This window comes from Pseudomonas sp. AK-TSAG1-1 (assembly GCF_056821665.1).
The window spans coordinates 3,968,776-3,984,162 of the sequence record NZ_CM165965.1 but is presented as its reverse complement, the minus strand read 5'-3'; the positions used below and the strand labels follow the sequence as shown (position 1 = coordinate 3,984,162).

Sequence of the window (15,387 nt, the reverse complement as noted above, 5' to 3'; positions counted from 1 at the left end):
TCGCGAAAGCGGTGGTTCAGGCGATGAAGATGTTGGCTGTGCCGGCGCCTTCGCGAGCAAGCCCGCTCCCACAAGATTTCAGCCAGAATGCAAGATTTGCCTACTCCACAAAACCTGTGGGAGCGGGCTTGCTCGCGAAAGCGGTGGTTCAGACGATGAAGATGTTGGCTGTGCCGGCGCCTTCGCGAGCAAGCCCGCTCCCACAAGAGTTCAGCTAGACCGCCAGATTTGTATACTCCACAAAACCTGTAGGAGCGAGCCTGCTCGCGAAAGCGGTGGTTCAGGCGATGAAGATGTTGGCTGTGCCGACGCCTTCGCGAGCAAGCCCGCTCCCACAAGAGTTCAGCCAGAACGCAAGATTTGCCTACTCCATAAAACCTGTGGGAGCGAGCCTGCTCGCGAAAGCGGTGGTTCAGGCGATGAAGATGTTGGCTGTGCCGACGCCTTCGCGAGCAAGCCCGCTCCCACAGGGGGCGTGCGACGGCTTACAAGTTCGTAACAACCCGCATTGTCAGGCTGATCTAGACTCGACACCGCTCAATCACGAGCAGTATCCGGAGTGCGCCATGGAAGTGCCCAACAATAAAACCGCCATCGACAGCAATCGACAGGCGTGGAACGACTCCGCTCGCCATCACCGTGAGTCGGTGGAATGGCAAGCGCTGTTGAACGACGTGTCACGGGCTGATTTCTCCTGCTTCGACGACACCTTGCGCGGCCTGCTGGAACAGGTCGGTGTGGACGGTAAAGCGGTGATTCAACTGGGTTGCAACAACGGCCGCGAAAGCCTGTCGCTGTTTGCTCTCGGCGCGCGAGCGGTGGTCGGGGTCGATCAGTCGAGTGCCTTCCTCGAACAGGCCCGCGAGTTGAATCAGCGCTCGCCGTACGACGCCGAATTTATCGAAGCCGATGTCCATCATCTTCCGGCCTCGCTGCACAGCCGCTTTGACGTGGCGCTGATCACCATCGGCGTCCTCAACTGGATGCCCGATATCGGCGAGTTCTTCCGCCATGTCGCCTCGACCCTCAAGCCGGGCGGCAAACTGGTGATCTACGAAACCCATCCGTTTCTGGAAATGGTCGACCCCGACGGCGAAGACCCGTACCGCCTCGCCACTTCTTACTTCCGCGCCGAGCCGTTCGTGCAGGAAGCGCCGATCGTCTACGTCGGCAAGGTCGAGCAGCAGGCGGCCAAGTCCTACTGGTTCGTGCACACCCTCGGCGCGATCTTCAGCGGCGCCATCGCGGCCGGGCTGAACATCGCGCATTTCAAGGAATACCCGCATTCGAACCGGGAAGAGGTGTATGACCAGTACCTGAATCAGCCAGCGCAGATGCCGCTGTGCTTCACTCTGGTCGCGAGCAAGGCCTGAAGCTTTCCATCGCTCCAGCCGGCCTCATCGCGAGCAGGCTCGCTCCCACAGGGATTTGTGTACGACACCGCTCCAATGTGGGAGCGAGCCTGCTCGCGATGGCGGCCGAATGGCTGCCATCGCTTTACGATTGATTCAAGCCTGCGCCGCTGCACTCACCCCCGGCCGCTCCGGTTTGCGCAGCGGTTCCAGCCGAGAGCCGTCATAGCGGCTTTCGCGGTAGAAGCGCCAGCGGCCGAACAGGCCGTAGACGTGGGTGATGCGCCCCTGTTCGTGGTAGCCCATGCGGATGTGCAGTTTCATTGCCGGGATGTTGCGGGTTTCGCAGGTGTCCACGACGGTGTGGCAGCCTTGGGCGGCCATGGCTTCCCAGAGGGCGACCTGCACGTCCACCGACAGACTGGTGCCGAAATACGGCCGGGCCATCTCGCCGCCGAACTCGAAGAATTCACCGGGTTTGACCGGGAACCAGCAGCCGTAATAGTGACGGTCGTGGTAGTCGCGAATACTGCCCCAGATGAACGCCACCGCATGACCATCGGCATCCAGATACATGTGTCCGGTGTGGCCCTCGGCAGCGAGTTCGGCCATGGTTTCGACGCGGTCTCCGAAATGCTTGGCGAAAGCTGCTGTGTTCAACGGCGTGATATCGACTTTGCGCAAACCTTCGTACGGACGCAGTTTGTGCGGCGGCACCGGGGTCACCAGATCGCGCTCCATCCACAGCAGTTCCCAGTGGAAGAACACGTAGCGCTTCCACAGACTGGCGAAGAAATGGCGAAAGCCTTTTTGACGGATACGATCACGCAATTTTCCGATGACGTTCATGTTGCCCTCCGTGGCCGAGGCCCGGTCTGGTGGATGTTGCTGTTGTGGGGATGAATCAATCGAGTGCCGCCGCACCCCGTAAAAAGTCCTTGTTCAGATCGGCATAGGACACCCGTGGCACACCCGTCAGCCGCTGCTCCAGCACGCGGCTCAGGGACTCTGCGGGGTTGAGGTAGGCATCACCGAAATCGCTCCCGAGCTGATTGGGGTGCGCGACGATTTCCAGCACGCCGTCGGTCGGCGCGGGGTCGTTGCGCAAGTCCACTGGTGTACAGACGTAGTCCGCCGTGGCACCGGCCAGACTCTGCAAGCGCCAGTTGAGCAAACCTTTGAACACGCGTTTGGGCAGGCTGAGGTTCTGCCCCAGGTTGCGCGCCAGGCGAATCGGCACGCCTTGGTGGGCGGCAAACCGCGCGACGATCTCGCCGATCGGCCAGATGTTGTGTACGTGCTGATGCGAGTCGATGTGGCTCGGGCGCACGCCATGCTCGACACAGCGCTGCCACTGCGCCTGCAACTCTTCGCGCACCGCGTCACGATCTTCACGGTTCAGCCACAGGCTGTGGCGCGGCAGGCTGAGGTCGAACACGCCGTGGCCGTCGCAGAAGGTGCGACTGCGCAGGATCGACGCACTCAGCGGCCGGCCGTATGTCAGGTTGAAATGCAACCCGACCCGCCCCTGCAGCGACGCGTGCCGGGCCATGGCGCAGGCCGCTTCGAATGCGGGCATGTTGGCCATGGCCGTGGCACTGCTGATGACCCCGGCCTGAAACGCCGCGAAGATCACCGCGTTTTCATTCGGGCTGAGACCGAAGTCGTCAGCGTTGACTATGACTTGGCGAGGCATGATCGCCCTCCGTGGTGATGACGACAGGTTCGGGCGCCACGGCGGGTTTGGCCGCCCGCCGCGCCCGCCATTGCTGCACCGTCGGTTTCAGGCGATGCCAGAGGCGCAACCCCAGCCCCAGCAGCAGACCGCTGGGGCGCCAGGAATAGAAGCTCCAGCGCCAGTGGTCGATTTGTCCGGTCAGGCGTTCGTGCAGTTGGTGGCTGGAGTTTTCCAGGCTGACCCGCGAGGCATCGATCCAGCGCCAGTGCTCGTCCAGCCCCCAGCGAATCCATTCCTCCAGCAGCACCCGGCCGCTGCCCAGATCGGCGTATGGCGGCAGGAACGCGAGGTTGTAATCGTACAATCGGCCTTGTTCGAGCAGGCCGAGGCGATAGCTGATGCAACGCCCGTTGAGTTCCAGCGTTACCACGCGCACCAGGCCTTGGGCGGCGAGGGCGGTGAAGGCATTTTCGATGCATTGCCGGCTGCGCTCGCTGGCAAAAATTCCCACGCCTTCGTCACCTTTCCAGCTCACCGCTTCGACTTCGCCGAGTATCTTCAGCAGCGGTGGCATGCTCAACGCGTCGGGGGTGATCCGCCGCACCTCGGCGCCACACGCGGCAATCCGTTTGCGCGCGCGGCGCAGCTTGTAGCGCGGGTCGCCGGAGACTTCCTGCTGATCGGCCTCGCTGATCAGGTGCACCGGCACTCGGCAACTCAAACGTCGCTCGCCGGTGGAGCTGGCAGCCATCCATTGAGTGAGCGCGCTTTCTTCCCCCGACGGCTCGGACAATTCATTGAGTTGAAGAAGCGCGTGGGGCAGCCGTTGGCGGATCAGCCGCAAGGCCTTGCGCATGTCGTTGCCATCGAGCAGCGACAGCAGCGCCAGGCGGTCGGCCAGTGGATAGCCCAGATGATGCAGGACCCGCAACGGCACCCCGGCAAAGCGCTCATGACCCGCCACCAGCGGCAGGCACAGGCGCAATTCATCCGCTTCCCAACCCAGCAGAATGTGCAACCGTTCTCCCTCGCCGAGGGTCAACTGCGCCGCACGCAACCAGCCGAGGTTGTTGAATGGCGTGTGGTCCGTCACCCGCAGGCGCAGCGCTTCATACGCTGCTGCCGGGAAGTCGGCGGCGCACAGCGAGGTGCGCCATTCGAATCGCGCCGTCATGGGCTCAGGCCGCCGTTGCTTGGACAGGTGGACGGGATGGTTTGCGCAATGCATCGAGGCGCGAGCCGCTGTAACGGCTTTCGCGGTAGAAATGCCAGCGACCGAACAGGGTATAGACGTTCATGATCCGCCCTTGCTCGGTGTAACCCATGCGCAGGTGCAGTTTGAGCGCCGGGACGTTGTGGAACTCGCAGACGTCCACGACCTTGTCGCAGCCCTGTTGCGCCATGGCTTTCCACAGCTCCAGTTGCAGGTCCACCGAGAGTTCGGTGCCCCAGTAGGCGCGGGTCAGTTCGCCGCCGAATTCGAAGAACTCGCCGGTTTTTACCGGGAACATGCAGCCGTAGTAGTGCCGGTCGAAATAGTCCCGCGCGCTGCCCCAGATGAACGCCACGGCATCGCCCTGATCGTCCAGGTGCATGTGCCCGGTGTGCCCTTCGTTGGCCAGTTCGGCCATGGTCGCGACGCGGTCGCCGAAATAGCGGGAGAATGCGCTGGCGTTGTCGGCGCTGATCTTCACCACCCGCAGCGGCGCATAGGGTTTGAGGCTGTGCGGCGGCACCGGGCTGACCAGGTCGCGCTCCATCCACAGCAGTTCCTGATGGAAAAACACGTAGTGCTTCCACGCTTTGCCAAGGGTGGCGCGCAGGCCTTTTTGTTTGATGTGCTGGCTGAGTTTGCTGACGATACCCATGTTCTGTACTCCGGCGTTCCGGCAGACAAACTCTGTGGCAAGCCCCTTTGCCACAGAATCGGTGTTTGCCTGACGTTGCTCATGACTGATCGGGATTGGGTTCATGACGCGCTCCAGCTCAGCGCAAACAGGGTTTCCCCTGGCAAGTCGAAACTGACGCGTCCGTCGCGGCAGGCAAATGGCGCGTCGCGGCTGCGGTTATCCGCACCGAAATAACGCAACGCACCGTTGTTCAGCGGGCACTTGGCGCCGCTCAGGTCGACACGCTGCAACCGCGTGCCTTTGTTCACGCCGAGCAGGCCGCGCTGGTCGTCACCGGCCATCGCCAGCACATCGACTTCAAACGCATCGTTTTCCAGCCACAACACCTGTTGCAGCCAGTGCTGTGCGATGAACTGCTGGGCCAGACCGACCGGTTTCAGCGCGAAGCGATCGTCGCCCGACACCCGTATCATGCCCTTGGGGTACTGCGGCTCGTCGGCGGCCTGAAACCAGTTGAGCATGCTCAGCAAACCGTCCTGCGAGGCGTTGATCACCACCGAGGCCCACCACAGCGAGGCGTAGTGGGTTTCCTGATCGTAGGGGCTGAGGCTGGAGCCGCTCGACAGATTGGTCTGGTCCAGCAGCAAGGCCTTGCGCGGCTGGCCGTGGGCGTCGAGGCCGACCAGTTCGGCGGCGCGGCGCACGCTGTCGCGGTAGACGCGGGTGGCGAGCAGGTCGCGGATCATCCATTCGTGCCACGCCAGCGCGTCAACCTGATCGGCCGATTCGCTCAGCAGGCGCCGCGCCCAGTCGATGCCGCGCTTGTCTGCCGCGTTGTCGGCGAACGGCCCGTTGACCAGCCGCGAACTGGCCGGCATGGCGATGCGCACGCCGGCCCTGGCGTTTGCCGGATCGCTGCGCACTTGCCTGGCCATGCTGGTGAAAATCGCCCGGTATTGCTCGAAGCTCGAATAGTTGAGGTTCGGCTCGTCGGCGAAACCAATGTAGTGGGTGCCTTTACCGCCCAATGCCCGGGTAGCGGCAAGCCAGGCATCGAGGCCGTTGTTGCTTTGCACGTCGGCGCGCAAGTCGGCCTGGCGCTGACTGCCGGCGAGCAGGGTGATGTCCTGTCGGATGCCGAAGCGATCCTGATAAACTTTGCGGAACGCGTCTTCGAAATGCGGGTTCTTCGCCGTGACATCGACAAAGCTGTAGTAACTGGCCGCCGTCGGTTTCAGTGCATCCAGCGCGGCATGGCTGGCGTTGGGCGGCAGCACGTAGGGCAGGGCGATGCCCAGGTCCGGCGTGCGCCCGAGCACTTTGTCGTGCAGGGTCAAACGGGTCTGCCCGGCGTCCTCGCGCAGGGGTTGCAGTTGCTGCGGGTTCTGCGCGAACCGGTTGGCCGTGCCGTCGAGCCAGAACGCCGCTTTGCCGCTGCCTTGCAGGCGCAGGCGCCAGACCTGTTCGCGTTCGCTGACCGGCAACGCCACTTGGTCGAACTGCCAATAGGCGCGATAGGGTTTGAGTGTCAGCGTCAGGGGTTGGTCATCGCCAACCCGCTGTGCCTGCAGGGCGTTGACCCCGCCGTGAAACTTGCCGGCCAACACCGCATGTTCCCCCGGAGCGACCTTGAAATACAACTCGTCGCCCTGCTGTGTCTGGGCGCTGAAATGCACCTTGGCCGGCTCGAACAGCGCCACGGTGTGGTCATCGTGTTCGACGCGGTAATTGCGGAAGCTGTAGCCGGGGATTTCCAGGCGATAACTGGCGGCACCCGGCAGCAGCGGCCAGCGTTGCGTGCCACGGGTTTCGCTGGCCTTGATCACGCGCTCGCCCTGCAATTTGCCCTGGCCATCAAGCAGGTACAGGTGCTCTTCGTTGGCGTCGGCCTGCCACGCGGGCGTCCAGCGCACGGTCACGGTGTCCGGGCGATCGGTTTGCAGGTACAGGCTGCCGTCGCGGATCTCGCCCCAGCGCATCGACGCGGCAAAGGCGTCCAGCGACAGGCCGAGACCGAGCAGCAGGAGCAGGCGTTTCATGCGGCCTTCCGTTGCAACATCTGCCACATTGGCGCGACATCGCTGGGCAGGATGATCAGGGTTTGCCAGAACGCCACACCGCTCAAACGGCAGTACAACACCAGCATCGCAACCGTCACCGCCAGATAGGCAATCGACGAAGCCGCTGCCGCGCCGACGATGCCGTAGGCCGGAATCAGCACCAGGTTCAGCGCCAGATTGAGCAGGGCACCCAGGCCCATCAACAGCGACACCGTGCCGGGACGGTTTTTCCCCAGCAGATCCAGACGCAGGATGCTTGCATAGCACAGCCCGAGCAGCCCCGGCAGCAACGCGAGCAGCGCCGGATACGCCGGTTGGTAGGCGATGCCGAACAGGGTGACGATCAGCCAGTTGCCGATCAACGCCATGCACAGGCACGCGCCGAGCATCACCGTGGCCGTCAAGCGCAGCGCCAGCGGGGTGACCTTGTCCATGCCTTCATCCTGTTGCAGCAGGCGTTTCATCAGCGGTGTGGTCACCGCCTCCGGGACGATCAACAGCAGTTCGGCAGCAGCGCTGGCCATCGCGTAATGACCCAGTGCGGTGCTGCCGAGCAGGGCGCCAATGAACAGGTAATCCGAACGCAGAATCACTTGCTGGAACAGCAGGTCCGGATGGCTGCGGGCACTGTAGCGCAGCAGTTCGTTCTGGCTGGCGCGGTCCCATTGCAGGCGCAGTGGTTGTGCGCGTTTGAGCCAGACCCAACCGGCCAGCACCACCAGGCTGATCCCGGCCAGCCAACTGATCAGTGCCGCTTCCAGTGCGGCGCTTTTCCACATCCAGAACAGCGCAAGAAACAGCAACAGCGGTGCCAGCGATTCGGTCAGGCGCAAGGCGTTGAAGGCGACCACGCCGCCGGACGCATTGTGCAGGGTCAGCAGGCCGCTTTTCAGTACAGTCAGCGGCACCGCCAGCAGCAACAGCCAGGCCAGCAGCCCGAGTTGCACGGTCACATCCAGCTCGCTACCGAATTCGCGCACCAGCGCCACCACCAGCAAGGTCAGCAGCGCGGCGAGCAGACACCCGAACACCAGCACCTGACTCAGCAGCAGGCCCATCGGCCGTTGTTTGGCCGCCTGATAGCCGACGGCTGAATTCAGCCCGCCGCTGGTCGCGGCGCTGATCAAGTCCGGCAGGGTGCTGAGCAGCGCGAACAGCCCGCGTTCGCTGGGGCCGAGGATCCGCGCCAACAGCACGTTGCGCAGCAAACGCAGGGCGATCATCGCCAGTTTGGTGCCCATGCTCAGCGCCAAATGCTTGAGGTAGTGGCTGCGGCTCATGGCCGGTTTCCACGAAAGATGCGCCACGACAGCAGCTCCGGATTGCGCGCGGTGCGCTGGCTGACGCCGAAACGCGGCAGGTTCAACGGATCGCCTTCGCCGCGATAGATACCGGTGGCGGTACCCAGGGCGAACGGGTAGTCGTGTTCGGCTATCTGCTTGCGTACCCGTTCGTCGTTGTTACCGTTGGGGTAGCAGTAGACCGGCAGCGGCCGATTGCAGCCGTTGTTCAAGGCATCACGGCTGCGGCTGATTTCCTCGTTCAGACGCACGTCGTCCAGCCCCGTGAGGATCGCGTGACTGGCGCCGTGCGGGCCGAAACGCACCAGCCCCGAGGCTTCCAGCGCCCGCACCTGATGCCAGTCCAGCGCTTGCGGCTGCGCTTCGGGCGGGCATTCGTCGGTCAGCCGTTCGAGCATCGCCGGCTCCAGATCTTTGAGGCTTTGCAGGTAATGCAGCAGCGACAGGCTGCGCCGGTCGACATCAATGTCGTCCACCAGTACCGGCAGCGGGTGGTGGATCACGTGCAGGCACTCGATCAAGTGCATGCGCGCTTTCTCGCCATGGCTGCCCCACAAGGTTTCGCCAAGGCTTTCCCACCAGAAGCGCTGGCGGCTGCCGATGAAATCGGTGGAGAGAAAAATGCTCGCCGGCACCTGATGTTTTTGCAGCAACGGGAAGGCGTTGACTGCGTTGTCGCGCCAGCCGTCGTCGAAGGTCAGCGCTACCCGTGGGCGTTCGCTGCGCAGTGAGGTGGGTGCAAGGATGTCCATCAACGGCACGCAGTCGAAATGCCGACGCAGCCACACCAGCAAGTGCTCGAAGGCTTTTGGCCCGACGCACAGTTCATTGCGGTGCGGCAGGTCGGCGGCGCGGTCATTGGCCAGCACCCGGTGCAACATCAGGATCACCCCGGCACCGTGCAACTGATTTCGTCCCACGGGGGAGTTGAGGTAAAGCCAGCCACTGGTGCGTTTTATTAGTTGTTTGATCGCCATGGCTTGAGTCCTCTCAACGGTTTTGTTCAGGGTTCCATTGGGCGTAACGGTGGCCGCGCAGGAACTGCCACAGGCCGATGCTCATGCCTGCCAGTGTCACCAGCAGGAAGGCCGCAAGGCGGAACGGTTTGGGTAACCGGTGTTGTGAATCCAGCAGTCCGGCAATCGCCACGGCGTAGCCGAACAGCTGTGCGATCAGGGCCATTCGATAGAAACCGTGGTCGTCCCACAGCCAGAAGTTGCTCAGCAGCAACGGCAGCAGCAGGATCGGCGCCAGGCGGCGGATCAGCTTGTGGCTGATCAGCGCAATCGAATACAGGCCATGCTTGAGTGGGTTGAGCAGCTCACTGCGCTGGGCGAGGCTTTGCAGGCCACCGACGGTCACGCGTTGACGGCGGCGGAACTGTTTGTCCGCTTCGTCGACTCCGTGGTCGATCACTTGCGCCTCGGGCACATACACAATGCGCTTGAAGGCGACCGGTGCGCAGGTACTCAGAAAGAAATCGTCGTTGACCTCCGCCGGCACACTCTGGAACAACTCGCGGCGCAGGGCGAGCAGGGCACCGTCGGCCGAGACCATGCAACCGGTGCGATTCTCGACCCGGCGCAGCCAGCCTTCGTAATGCCGGTACAGGCTGTCGCCGACGCTCAAGCCGGTGCCGGTCACCGGAATCACCATGTGTCCGGCACAGGCGCCGACGCCGGGATCGCCCAGTGGCGCCAGCAGGTAGCCGAGGGTTTCGCGCGACCATTGATTGTCGGCGTCGGTGAACACCAGGATGTCGCCGGTGGCCAGTGCCACACCGGCGTTCAGCGTCGCCGCCTTGCCCTGACGCGGCAGGTCGAGCACGGTGATCCGCGAATCAATCACCTTGCGCGCGCAGGCCACGGTGTCGTCGGTGGAGCCGTCGCTGGCGAGAATGATCTGCAACGTGGCCGGCTGATAATCCTGCGCCAGCAGTGTGCGCAACTTGTGCTCGATGTGCCGCGCCTCGTTGTGCGCAGCGATCACGATGCTGATGTTCAGCGGCGGCGCCGGGGCATGGCGCCAGGCCGGGAACAACGGCGCCAGCAGGCTCAGCAGCAGCGGGTAGCCCAGATAGGCGTACACCGGCAGCAGCAGGCACATCCAGAAAATGAATTCAGCCACGGGCAGGCCTCCTGGCGTTCCAATGACACAGATTGAGAATGAATGCCGCACCCGCGAGATGCAGGCGCACCCAGTGCAGGCCCCACAGTTGCAGGGTCAGGCTCAGGTCGTGATGGCGTGAACTCTGACGAATGCTCAGCACCAGCGCCGGTATCGTCGTCAACAGCACCATGACTGCTGCGTGATGCGGGAAACCGTTGAGCAGCGCAGAAATGGCCAGCAAGTCGAGCAGCCATGCGCCGAGCGAGAGCATCGGAAACCGCAGCAGGCGCAGGCTGAAACCGTGGGTGCGCAGCAGCTGCAGATGACTGCCCTGACGCCACATCTCCTTGCCCATCCACTCGCGCCAGTTCATTTCGTAGCCCCAGTGCAGGGCCACGTTGCTGTTCACCGCCAGCAGCCGCGCGCCTTGTTCACTCAGGCGCAGGGTGAACTCCTTGTCTTCGCCGGTGCGCAGGTGTTCGTTGAAGCCGCCGACCTTGTCGAACCAGCGCCGCCGCATCAGCAGGTTGGAGCTGGGCAGCCAGTCCACCGTGTGCGACGCCTGGCTCGACGGCCGCAGCGTGCGCCGTTGCCAGGCGGTGGCGTACCACGGCGCGGCGGCGGGGGTATGCAGGTCAAGGCCGAACACGTCGGCCTGAGCACCGGCTTCCAGTTCGAACAATGGCTTGAGCCAGTCTTCGGGCATCTCGACGTCGGCATCGATGAACGCGATCCACTGGCCGCTCGCCAGCAGTACGCCGCGATTGCGCAAGGCGCCGATCAACAAGCCCGGCAGCACCAGCACTTGCGCGCCGAACTGGCGGGCGATGTGCGGCCCGTCGTCGTTGGAACCGTTGTCGACCACAATCAACTCGCACTCGATGTTGGCGGCATGTGCGGCTTTTTGCGCGGCCAGCAGCGTGCGGCCGATGTGCCGGGCCTCGTTGTACATCGGGATGATGATGCTGATCCGATTCATGCGCGGGCCTCGGTCAGGGGTGCTTGTTCGGCTTTGAGGCGCAGGACGCTGGTCAGCGCGAGCATGATCCACACGTATTTCTGGTTGGGTGCGCTGAGGAACATCAAAAACAGGGTCAGCGACAGGAAACTCACGCCCAGGTGGGTCATCAGGTCTGCCTGCTGCCAGTCGCGCCGTTGCAGCCACGCGGCGCGTGCGCGGATCAGGTTGTACAGGCCCAGGCCGAGCATGCCGACGAACAGCAGGCCGGCAGGAATCCCCAGTTCGCTGAAGATTTCCAGGTAGGTGTTGTGGGCACGGCGGTACAGGTCACCGATCTTGCGGTTGGCGGAAAACGCCTTGGCGTAACCGGTGGTTGCGTAGTGCAGCGGGAAGGTGCCGGGGCCGGAGCCGAGCAGCGGGTTCTCGCGGATCATCTGCCCGCCGACCACGATGTACGAAGCACGGCGACCGAGGGATTCGTCGTCGTGGCCCTTGGCCCCGGCGCTGAGCACGCTCAGGGATTGAATGCGTGCGATGTAACCGGCAGGCATTGCGTAGATCGCCAGCGGTATCACGATGGCCGCACCCAGCATGGCAAAACCCAGGTGCCGTGGGCGGATCCGGGTCAGTTGGGCGCGGTAGTGCCAGCAGCCGATCAACAGACTCAAGGCCACCACCACCAGCCCGGAGCGCGACTCGGTCTTGGTCATGCCGCCGAGCAGCAACAGGCAGCAGGCGCCCCAGAACAAACGATGCAACAGATTCGGGCCGCGAATCACCAGCAGCAGCCCCAGCGGAATGGCGAAAGCGATCAGCAGGGCGAAGGCGTTGGGGTCTTCGAGCAGCCCGGCAGCGCGGCCCTGATCCTGAAATCTGGTCGAGAACATGGCCATGGCGCAGGTGGCGCTGACGCTCAGGGTCACCAGTCTGGCGAACAGATCGAGGTTCAGTTCGCGGCCGATCAGCAGGGTGATGACAAACAGGATCAGCCCGACGCTCAGTTCACGTAGATGCCCCAGCGACATGCCCATGTCATCGGTGTTGAGCAGGCTGAGGAAATACAGAACCAGAAACCACGACAGAAAACGCCAGAGGTTGCTGCGCAGGCGTTCGCCGGGAGTCTGGTGCATGGCCAGTTGCAGCATCAGGATCACCGCCAGTGACGCGCCGATCAGTTTGCTTCCGGACAGCGTGCTGTCCTTGAAGAAACCTTCGAATGGCACCAGCGCGGCAATGCCCAGCAGGCCCCAGGTTGGCTTGCGGTACAACACCGAGAAACCCACCAGCCCCAACACCGCGCCTGGTGCCAGAAACGGATAAGGGCTGGCGAGCAGACCGATGCACACCAGGCCGAGCAGAGTGACGATCGAGAGCGGGAAAATCATGCGCGTGCCTCCCGTGCCGTGCGGATGTACAGCTGCGACCAGCGTTCGGCCAGGGCCTTGAGGTCGTAGCGATCCTGTTGCGTACGCTTTGCGTTGTCGCACAATTGCCGGGCCAGGTCCGGCTCGTTCAGCAGATTGTCGAGCTGACGGGCGAGGGCGCTGCTGTCGGCGGGGGGCGCCAGCAGGCCGTTGTGCCGGTGCTCGAGCACATCGGGAATACCGCCGACAGCGAACGCCACCACCGGCACGCCGGCCTGCATCGCTTCGAGCAGAATCATTGGCGTGCCTTCGGTGCGCGAGCTGATCACCAGCGCATCCAGTTGCTGCCACCACGCTTGCATGGCGGTCTGGTAACCGGGCAGGCGTATGCGTGGTGACAGTCCGGCGGCGTCGATCCGTGCCTGCAGGGCTTCGCGTTCCGGGCCATCGCCGAGCATCACCGCATCCAGTTGCGGATGCTGGTGACACAACGGAATCAGAGCATCGAGAAACAGATCCGGGCCTTTTTCGCTGCTCAAGCGCCCGACGTAACCGGCCAGCCAGCGCTGGCGGTCAACGTTGCAAACCAGCGCGGCGGCGGCCGGCAAGCCGTTGGGGATCACCTGCAGCTTTGCCGCCTGCACGCTGGCCTGACGATGCAGCACGGCAATACTCTCGGCCACGCACACCACCCGATCCACTGACGCGGTGCGGCACAGCTGCAGACTCAGCCAGGTGTAGAACTTCTGTTTGCGGCTGCGCGGGGTGAAGCCGTGCTGGGTAATGACCAGCGGCAAACGCAACAGCGTCGCCCCGACCCAGCCGAACAACAGCCCCTTGAAGTTGTGGGTGTTGATCAGTGGCTGCTCGCTGCGCCGGGCGCGCAGATGGCGCAACAATTCGCCGAGCCCGGCACAACCACGACAGTCCACCCCGGCCTCGCGAAAGCGCGCGATCAACGCCGGCGGTGCATCGAGAAACAGCACTTGGTGCTGCCCCGGTGTCGCCAGGCAGTGATCGAGCAACATCCGCTCGGCCCCATAGAAGCCACCGCTGCTGAGCAAATGAATGATCGGCAGCGCGGCGTTCGGGGTGGACAGCGTGTTCAATTGCGCACCCAGTGCACGAAGCTTGGCACGGTCCAGTTCTTGTGCGGATTGCGTGGCAGCACGTTCTCGTCGTTGATCACCAGCAACACGGGCAGGCCCAGTTCGTGGGTGATTTGCGCAGGGTGTTTGAAACGGTGATCGAAGAACTCACGCACATAGACCAGGGCAATCGCCAGCAGCAGCCCGGTGAACAGCCCGAACGGGATGATCAGCAACGGTTTGGGGAAGGCCGGCTCTGTCGGTTCAAACGGCGGGCTGAGGACCTTGGCGTTCGACAGGTCGTCGTTGAGCGAACCGGCGGTGCTGCTTTCGGCAAAGCGCTGTGCGTAGGTCGAGAACGCCGTGTGCAGCGCGTCGATTTCGGTGTCCATCTGCCGCAGCTTGCTCTGGGTCTGCTGCAGGGTATGGATGCGGTTCTTGAAGTCGGCGATGCGCGCGGTTTTCTGGTCGATCACCTGTTGCACCACGGCCAGGTCGTTGGTGCGTTCCTGAATGCGGTTGCTCACCACTTTGAGGAACTGCTGACGGGTGCGGGCAATCTGCTCGCGAGTCAGCAGCATCGGCTCGCTGCCGGGCTGGAACACCGCGAGGTCATTCATGTAGCGGCTGACCTGGGTGGTCAGTTGCTCGCCCAACTGTTTGACTTCCCGGTCCTCGAACGCCACGTTGTCGACAGTGGTGGTGAAGGTGTAGGGGAAGGTGTAGTCGTTGAGCTTGTTGGTGCTGGCAGCGGCCAGTGCGGTTTTCAGGTATTCGAGCCAGCGCTGGCTCTGCAACAGACGATCCTGGTACAGGTTCAGGGCTTGTTCTTCGGTGTTGATCGCGTTCAGGCGGAAGGTGATTTCTTCCTTCGGATCGGACGAACCGACACTTTCCAGCAACGCCTGGCGATTGCCTTCCAGCCCATCAAGGCGCACCTGATACAGGTGCTTCTTGGTTTCGTAGAAGGATTGTGGCAGGTCGATCGATTGCAACGCCTGACGGCTGACCAGATAGTTTTGCAGCAGGGAGGCGACAAACGTCGTGCCCTGGTGCGGATCCGGGAAACTGTAGATGATCGAGATCACGTTGGAGCCGGGCAGGGTCTCGATCTTCAGGCTGTCGAGGGCCTGTTGGGTGAGGCCGTCGAGCACGGTGTCACGCACCGGATCGGTTTGCAGCCCGAGCAGGTTACGCAGCGGATTGATCACGTACTGGCGCAGCGGCGAGGAGACGTAGCGCCGGAACGGGTCGCTCACCAGTTTGGCGAACACGCCCACCGGTGGGTTGTACTCGCCCTTGTCGCGCAGCTCGCTGATGGTCTGGCGGATCAGCGCCGGCGACCGCAGGATGTTGCTTTCGGTTTCCATGTCCGCCAGTGACGGCGGAATGAAGGTGGCGTTATCGACCGTCAGTGACGTGGTGGCGTCACCCTGGGAAAGTTTTTTCGACTGCACGATCACCTGGGCGGTGATATCGAAGCTCTGTTTGAGCACCAGCGGCAGTACCAACGCGATGACTGCAAAGATCAGGAAGACCCGTTTCACCAATTGCTTGTTGGCGAAGAAGATCCTGAAGAACTCATGCAGGTAGTTTTCCTTTGGATTCATGATCGTTCACCTGA

Annotated in this window: 13 protein-coding genes; 1 reads left to right on the top strand and 12 read right to left on the bottom strand. The window is 63.1% G+C overall.

Features of this window, described 5'->3' with window-relative positions:
• Positions 1-566: 566 nt before the first annotated feature.
• Complete coding sequence (locus AC1UK9_RS17650; protein WP_482578144.1) at positions 567-1,373, top strand: class I SAM-dependent methyltransferase; 807 nt, start codon at positions 567-569, stop codon at positions 1,371-1,373.
• 135 nt (positions 1,374-1,508) lie between these two features.
• On the opposite strand, the gene AC1UK9_RS17645 is transcribed toward AC1UK9_RS17650, so the two are convergent.
• From AC1UK9_RS17645 to AC1UK9_RS17590, 12 genes are all read right to left on the bottom strand, one after another.
• The gene (locus AC1UK9_RS17645) at positions 1,509-2,201 is read right to left on the bottom strand and encodes a GNAT family N-acetyltransferase (protein WP_482578143.1); all 693 of its coding nucleotides are present in this window, start codon (positions 2,199-2,201) and stop codon (positions 1,509-1,511) included.
• A 55-nt stretch (positions 2,202-2,256) separates the two neighbouring features.
• On the bottom strand, positions 2,257-3,048 hold the full coding sequence (locus tag AC1UK9_RS17640) for a ChbG/HpnK family deacetylase (protein ID WP_482578142.1): 792 nt from the start codon (positions 3,046-3,048) through the stop codon (positions 2,257-2,259).
• Positions 3,020-4,204: a GNAT family N-acetyltransferase gene (locus AC1UK9_RS17635; RefSeq protein ID WP_473012986.1), complete on the bottom strand. Its 1,185-nt coding sequence runs from the start codon at positions 4,202-4,204 to the stop codon at positions 3,020-3,022. The genes AC1UK9_RS17640 and AC1UK9_RS17635 overlap by 29 nt, the downstream gene beginning before the upstream one ends.
• A gap of 4 nt (positions 4,205-4,208) precedes the next feature.
• A complete protein-coding gene (locus AC1UK9_RS17630) occupies positions 4,209-4,898 on the bottom strand; it encodes a GNAT family N-acetyltransferase (protein WP_025109876.1) in 690 nt (229 codons plus the stop codon).
• 101 nt (positions 4,899-4,999) lie between these two features.
• Entirely contained in the window at positions 5,000-6,919 is a 1,920-nt protein-coding gene (locus AC1UK9_RS17625; RefSeq protein WP_482578141.1) for a hypothetical protein, read from the bottom strand.
• The gene (locus AC1UK9_RS17620; RefSeq protein WP_025109878.1) at positions 6,916-8,220 is read right to left on the bottom strand and encodes a lipopolysaccharide biosynthesis protein; all 1,305 of its coding nucleotides are present in this window, start codon (positions 8,218-8,220) and stop codon (positions 6,916-6,918) included. Before AC1UK9_RS17620 ends, AC1UK9_RS17625 begins: the two co-directional genes overlap by 4 nt.
• Positions 8,217-9,218 (bottom strand): polysaccharide deacetylase family protein, encoded by a 1,002-nt coding sequence (locus AC1UK9_RS17615; protein WP_482578140.1) that lies wholly within the window; start codon positions 9,216-9,218, stop codon positions 8,217-8,219. Before AC1UK9_RS17615 ends, AC1UK9_RS17620 begins: the two co-directional genes overlap by 4 nt.
• Before the next feature lie 13 nt (positions 9,219-9,231).
• Positions 9,232-10,368, bottom strand: coding sequence for a glycosyltransferase (locus AC1UK9_RS17610; protein ID WP_482578139.1), 1,137 nt, complete (start codon positions 10,366-10,368; stop codon positions 9,232-9,234).
• The gene (locus AC1UK9_RS17605; RefSeq protein ID WP_482578138.1) at positions 10,361-11,329 is read right to left on the bottom strand and encodes a glycosyltransferase; all 969 of its coding nucleotides are present in this window, start codon (positions 11,327-11,329) and stop codon (positions 10,361-10,363) included. Before AC1UK9_RS17605 ends, AC1UK9_RS17610 begins: the two co-directional genes overlap by 8 nt.
• Positions 11,326-12,696, bottom strand: a complete 1,371-nt coding sequence (locus AC1UK9_RS17600; RefSeq protein ID WP_482578137.1) for an O-antigen ligase family protein — start codon at positions 12,694-12,696, stop codon at positions 11,326-11,328. Before AC1UK9_RS17600 ends, AC1UK9_RS17605 begins: the two co-directional genes overlap by 4 nt.
• Complete coding sequence (locus tag AC1UK9_RS17595; protein ID WP_025109883.1) at positions 12,693-13,784, bottom strand: glycosyltransferase family 4 protein; 1,092 nt, start codon at positions 13,782-13,784, stop codon at positions 12,693-12,695. The genes AC1UK9_RS17600 and AC1UK9_RS17595 overlap by 4 nt, the downstream gene beginning before the upstream one ends.
• Entirely contained in the window at positions 13,781-15,373 is a 1,593-nt protein-coding gene (locus tag AC1UK9_RS17590) for a GumC family protein (protein WP_473012979.1), read from the bottom strand. Before AC1UK9_RS17590 ends, AC1UK9_RS17595 begins: the two co-directional genes overlap by 4 nt.
• Positions 15,374-15,387: the final 14 nt, after the last annotated feature.

Coding starts and splice junctions, on each gene's coding strand:
- AC1UK9_RS17605 (WP_482578138.1), bottom strand. CDS start 11,329: ATGAATCGGATCAGCATCATCATCCCGATGTACAACGAGGCCCGGCAC.
- AC1UK9_RS17640 (WP_482578142.1), bottom strand. CDS start 3,048: ATGCCTCGCCAAGTCATAGTCAACGCTGACGACTTCGGTCTCAGCCCG.
- AC1UK9_RS17625 (WP_482578141.1), bottom strand. CDS start 6,919: ATGAAACGCCTGCTCCTGCTGCTCGGTCTCGGCCTGTCGCTGGACGCC.
- AC1UK9_RS17635 (WP_473012986.1), bottom strand. CDS start 4,204: ATGACGGCGCGATTCGAATGGCGCACCTCGCTGTGCGCCGCCGACTTC.
- AC1UK9_RS17620 (WP_025109878.1), bottom strand. CDS start 8,220: ATGAGCCGCAGCCACTACCTCAAGCATTTGGCGCTGAGCATGGGCACC.
- AC1UK9_RS17630 (WP_025109876.1), bottom strand. CDS start 4,898: ATGGGTATCGTCAGCAAACTCAGCCAGCACATCAAACAAAAAGGCCTG.
- AC1UK9_RS17615 (WP_482578140.1), bottom strand. CDS start 9,218: ATGGCGATCAAACAACTAATAAAACGCACCAGTGGCTGGCTTTACCTC.
- AC1UK9_RS17645 (WP_482578143.1), bottom strand. CDS start 2,201: ATGAACGTCATCGGAAAATTGCGTGATCGTATCCGTCAAAAAGGCTTT.
- AC1UK9_RS17600 (WP_482578137.1), bottom strand. CDS start 12,696: ATGATTTTCCCGCTCTCGATCGTCACTCTGCTCGGCCTGGTGTGCATC.
- AC1UK9_RS17590 (WP_473012979.1), bottom strand. CDS start 15,373: ATGAATCCAAAGGAAAACTACCTGCATGAGTTCTTCAGGATCTTCTTC.
- AC1UK9_RS17650 (WP_482578144.1), top strand. CDS start 567: ATGGAAGTGCCCAACAATAAAACCGCCATCGACAGCAATCGACAGGCG.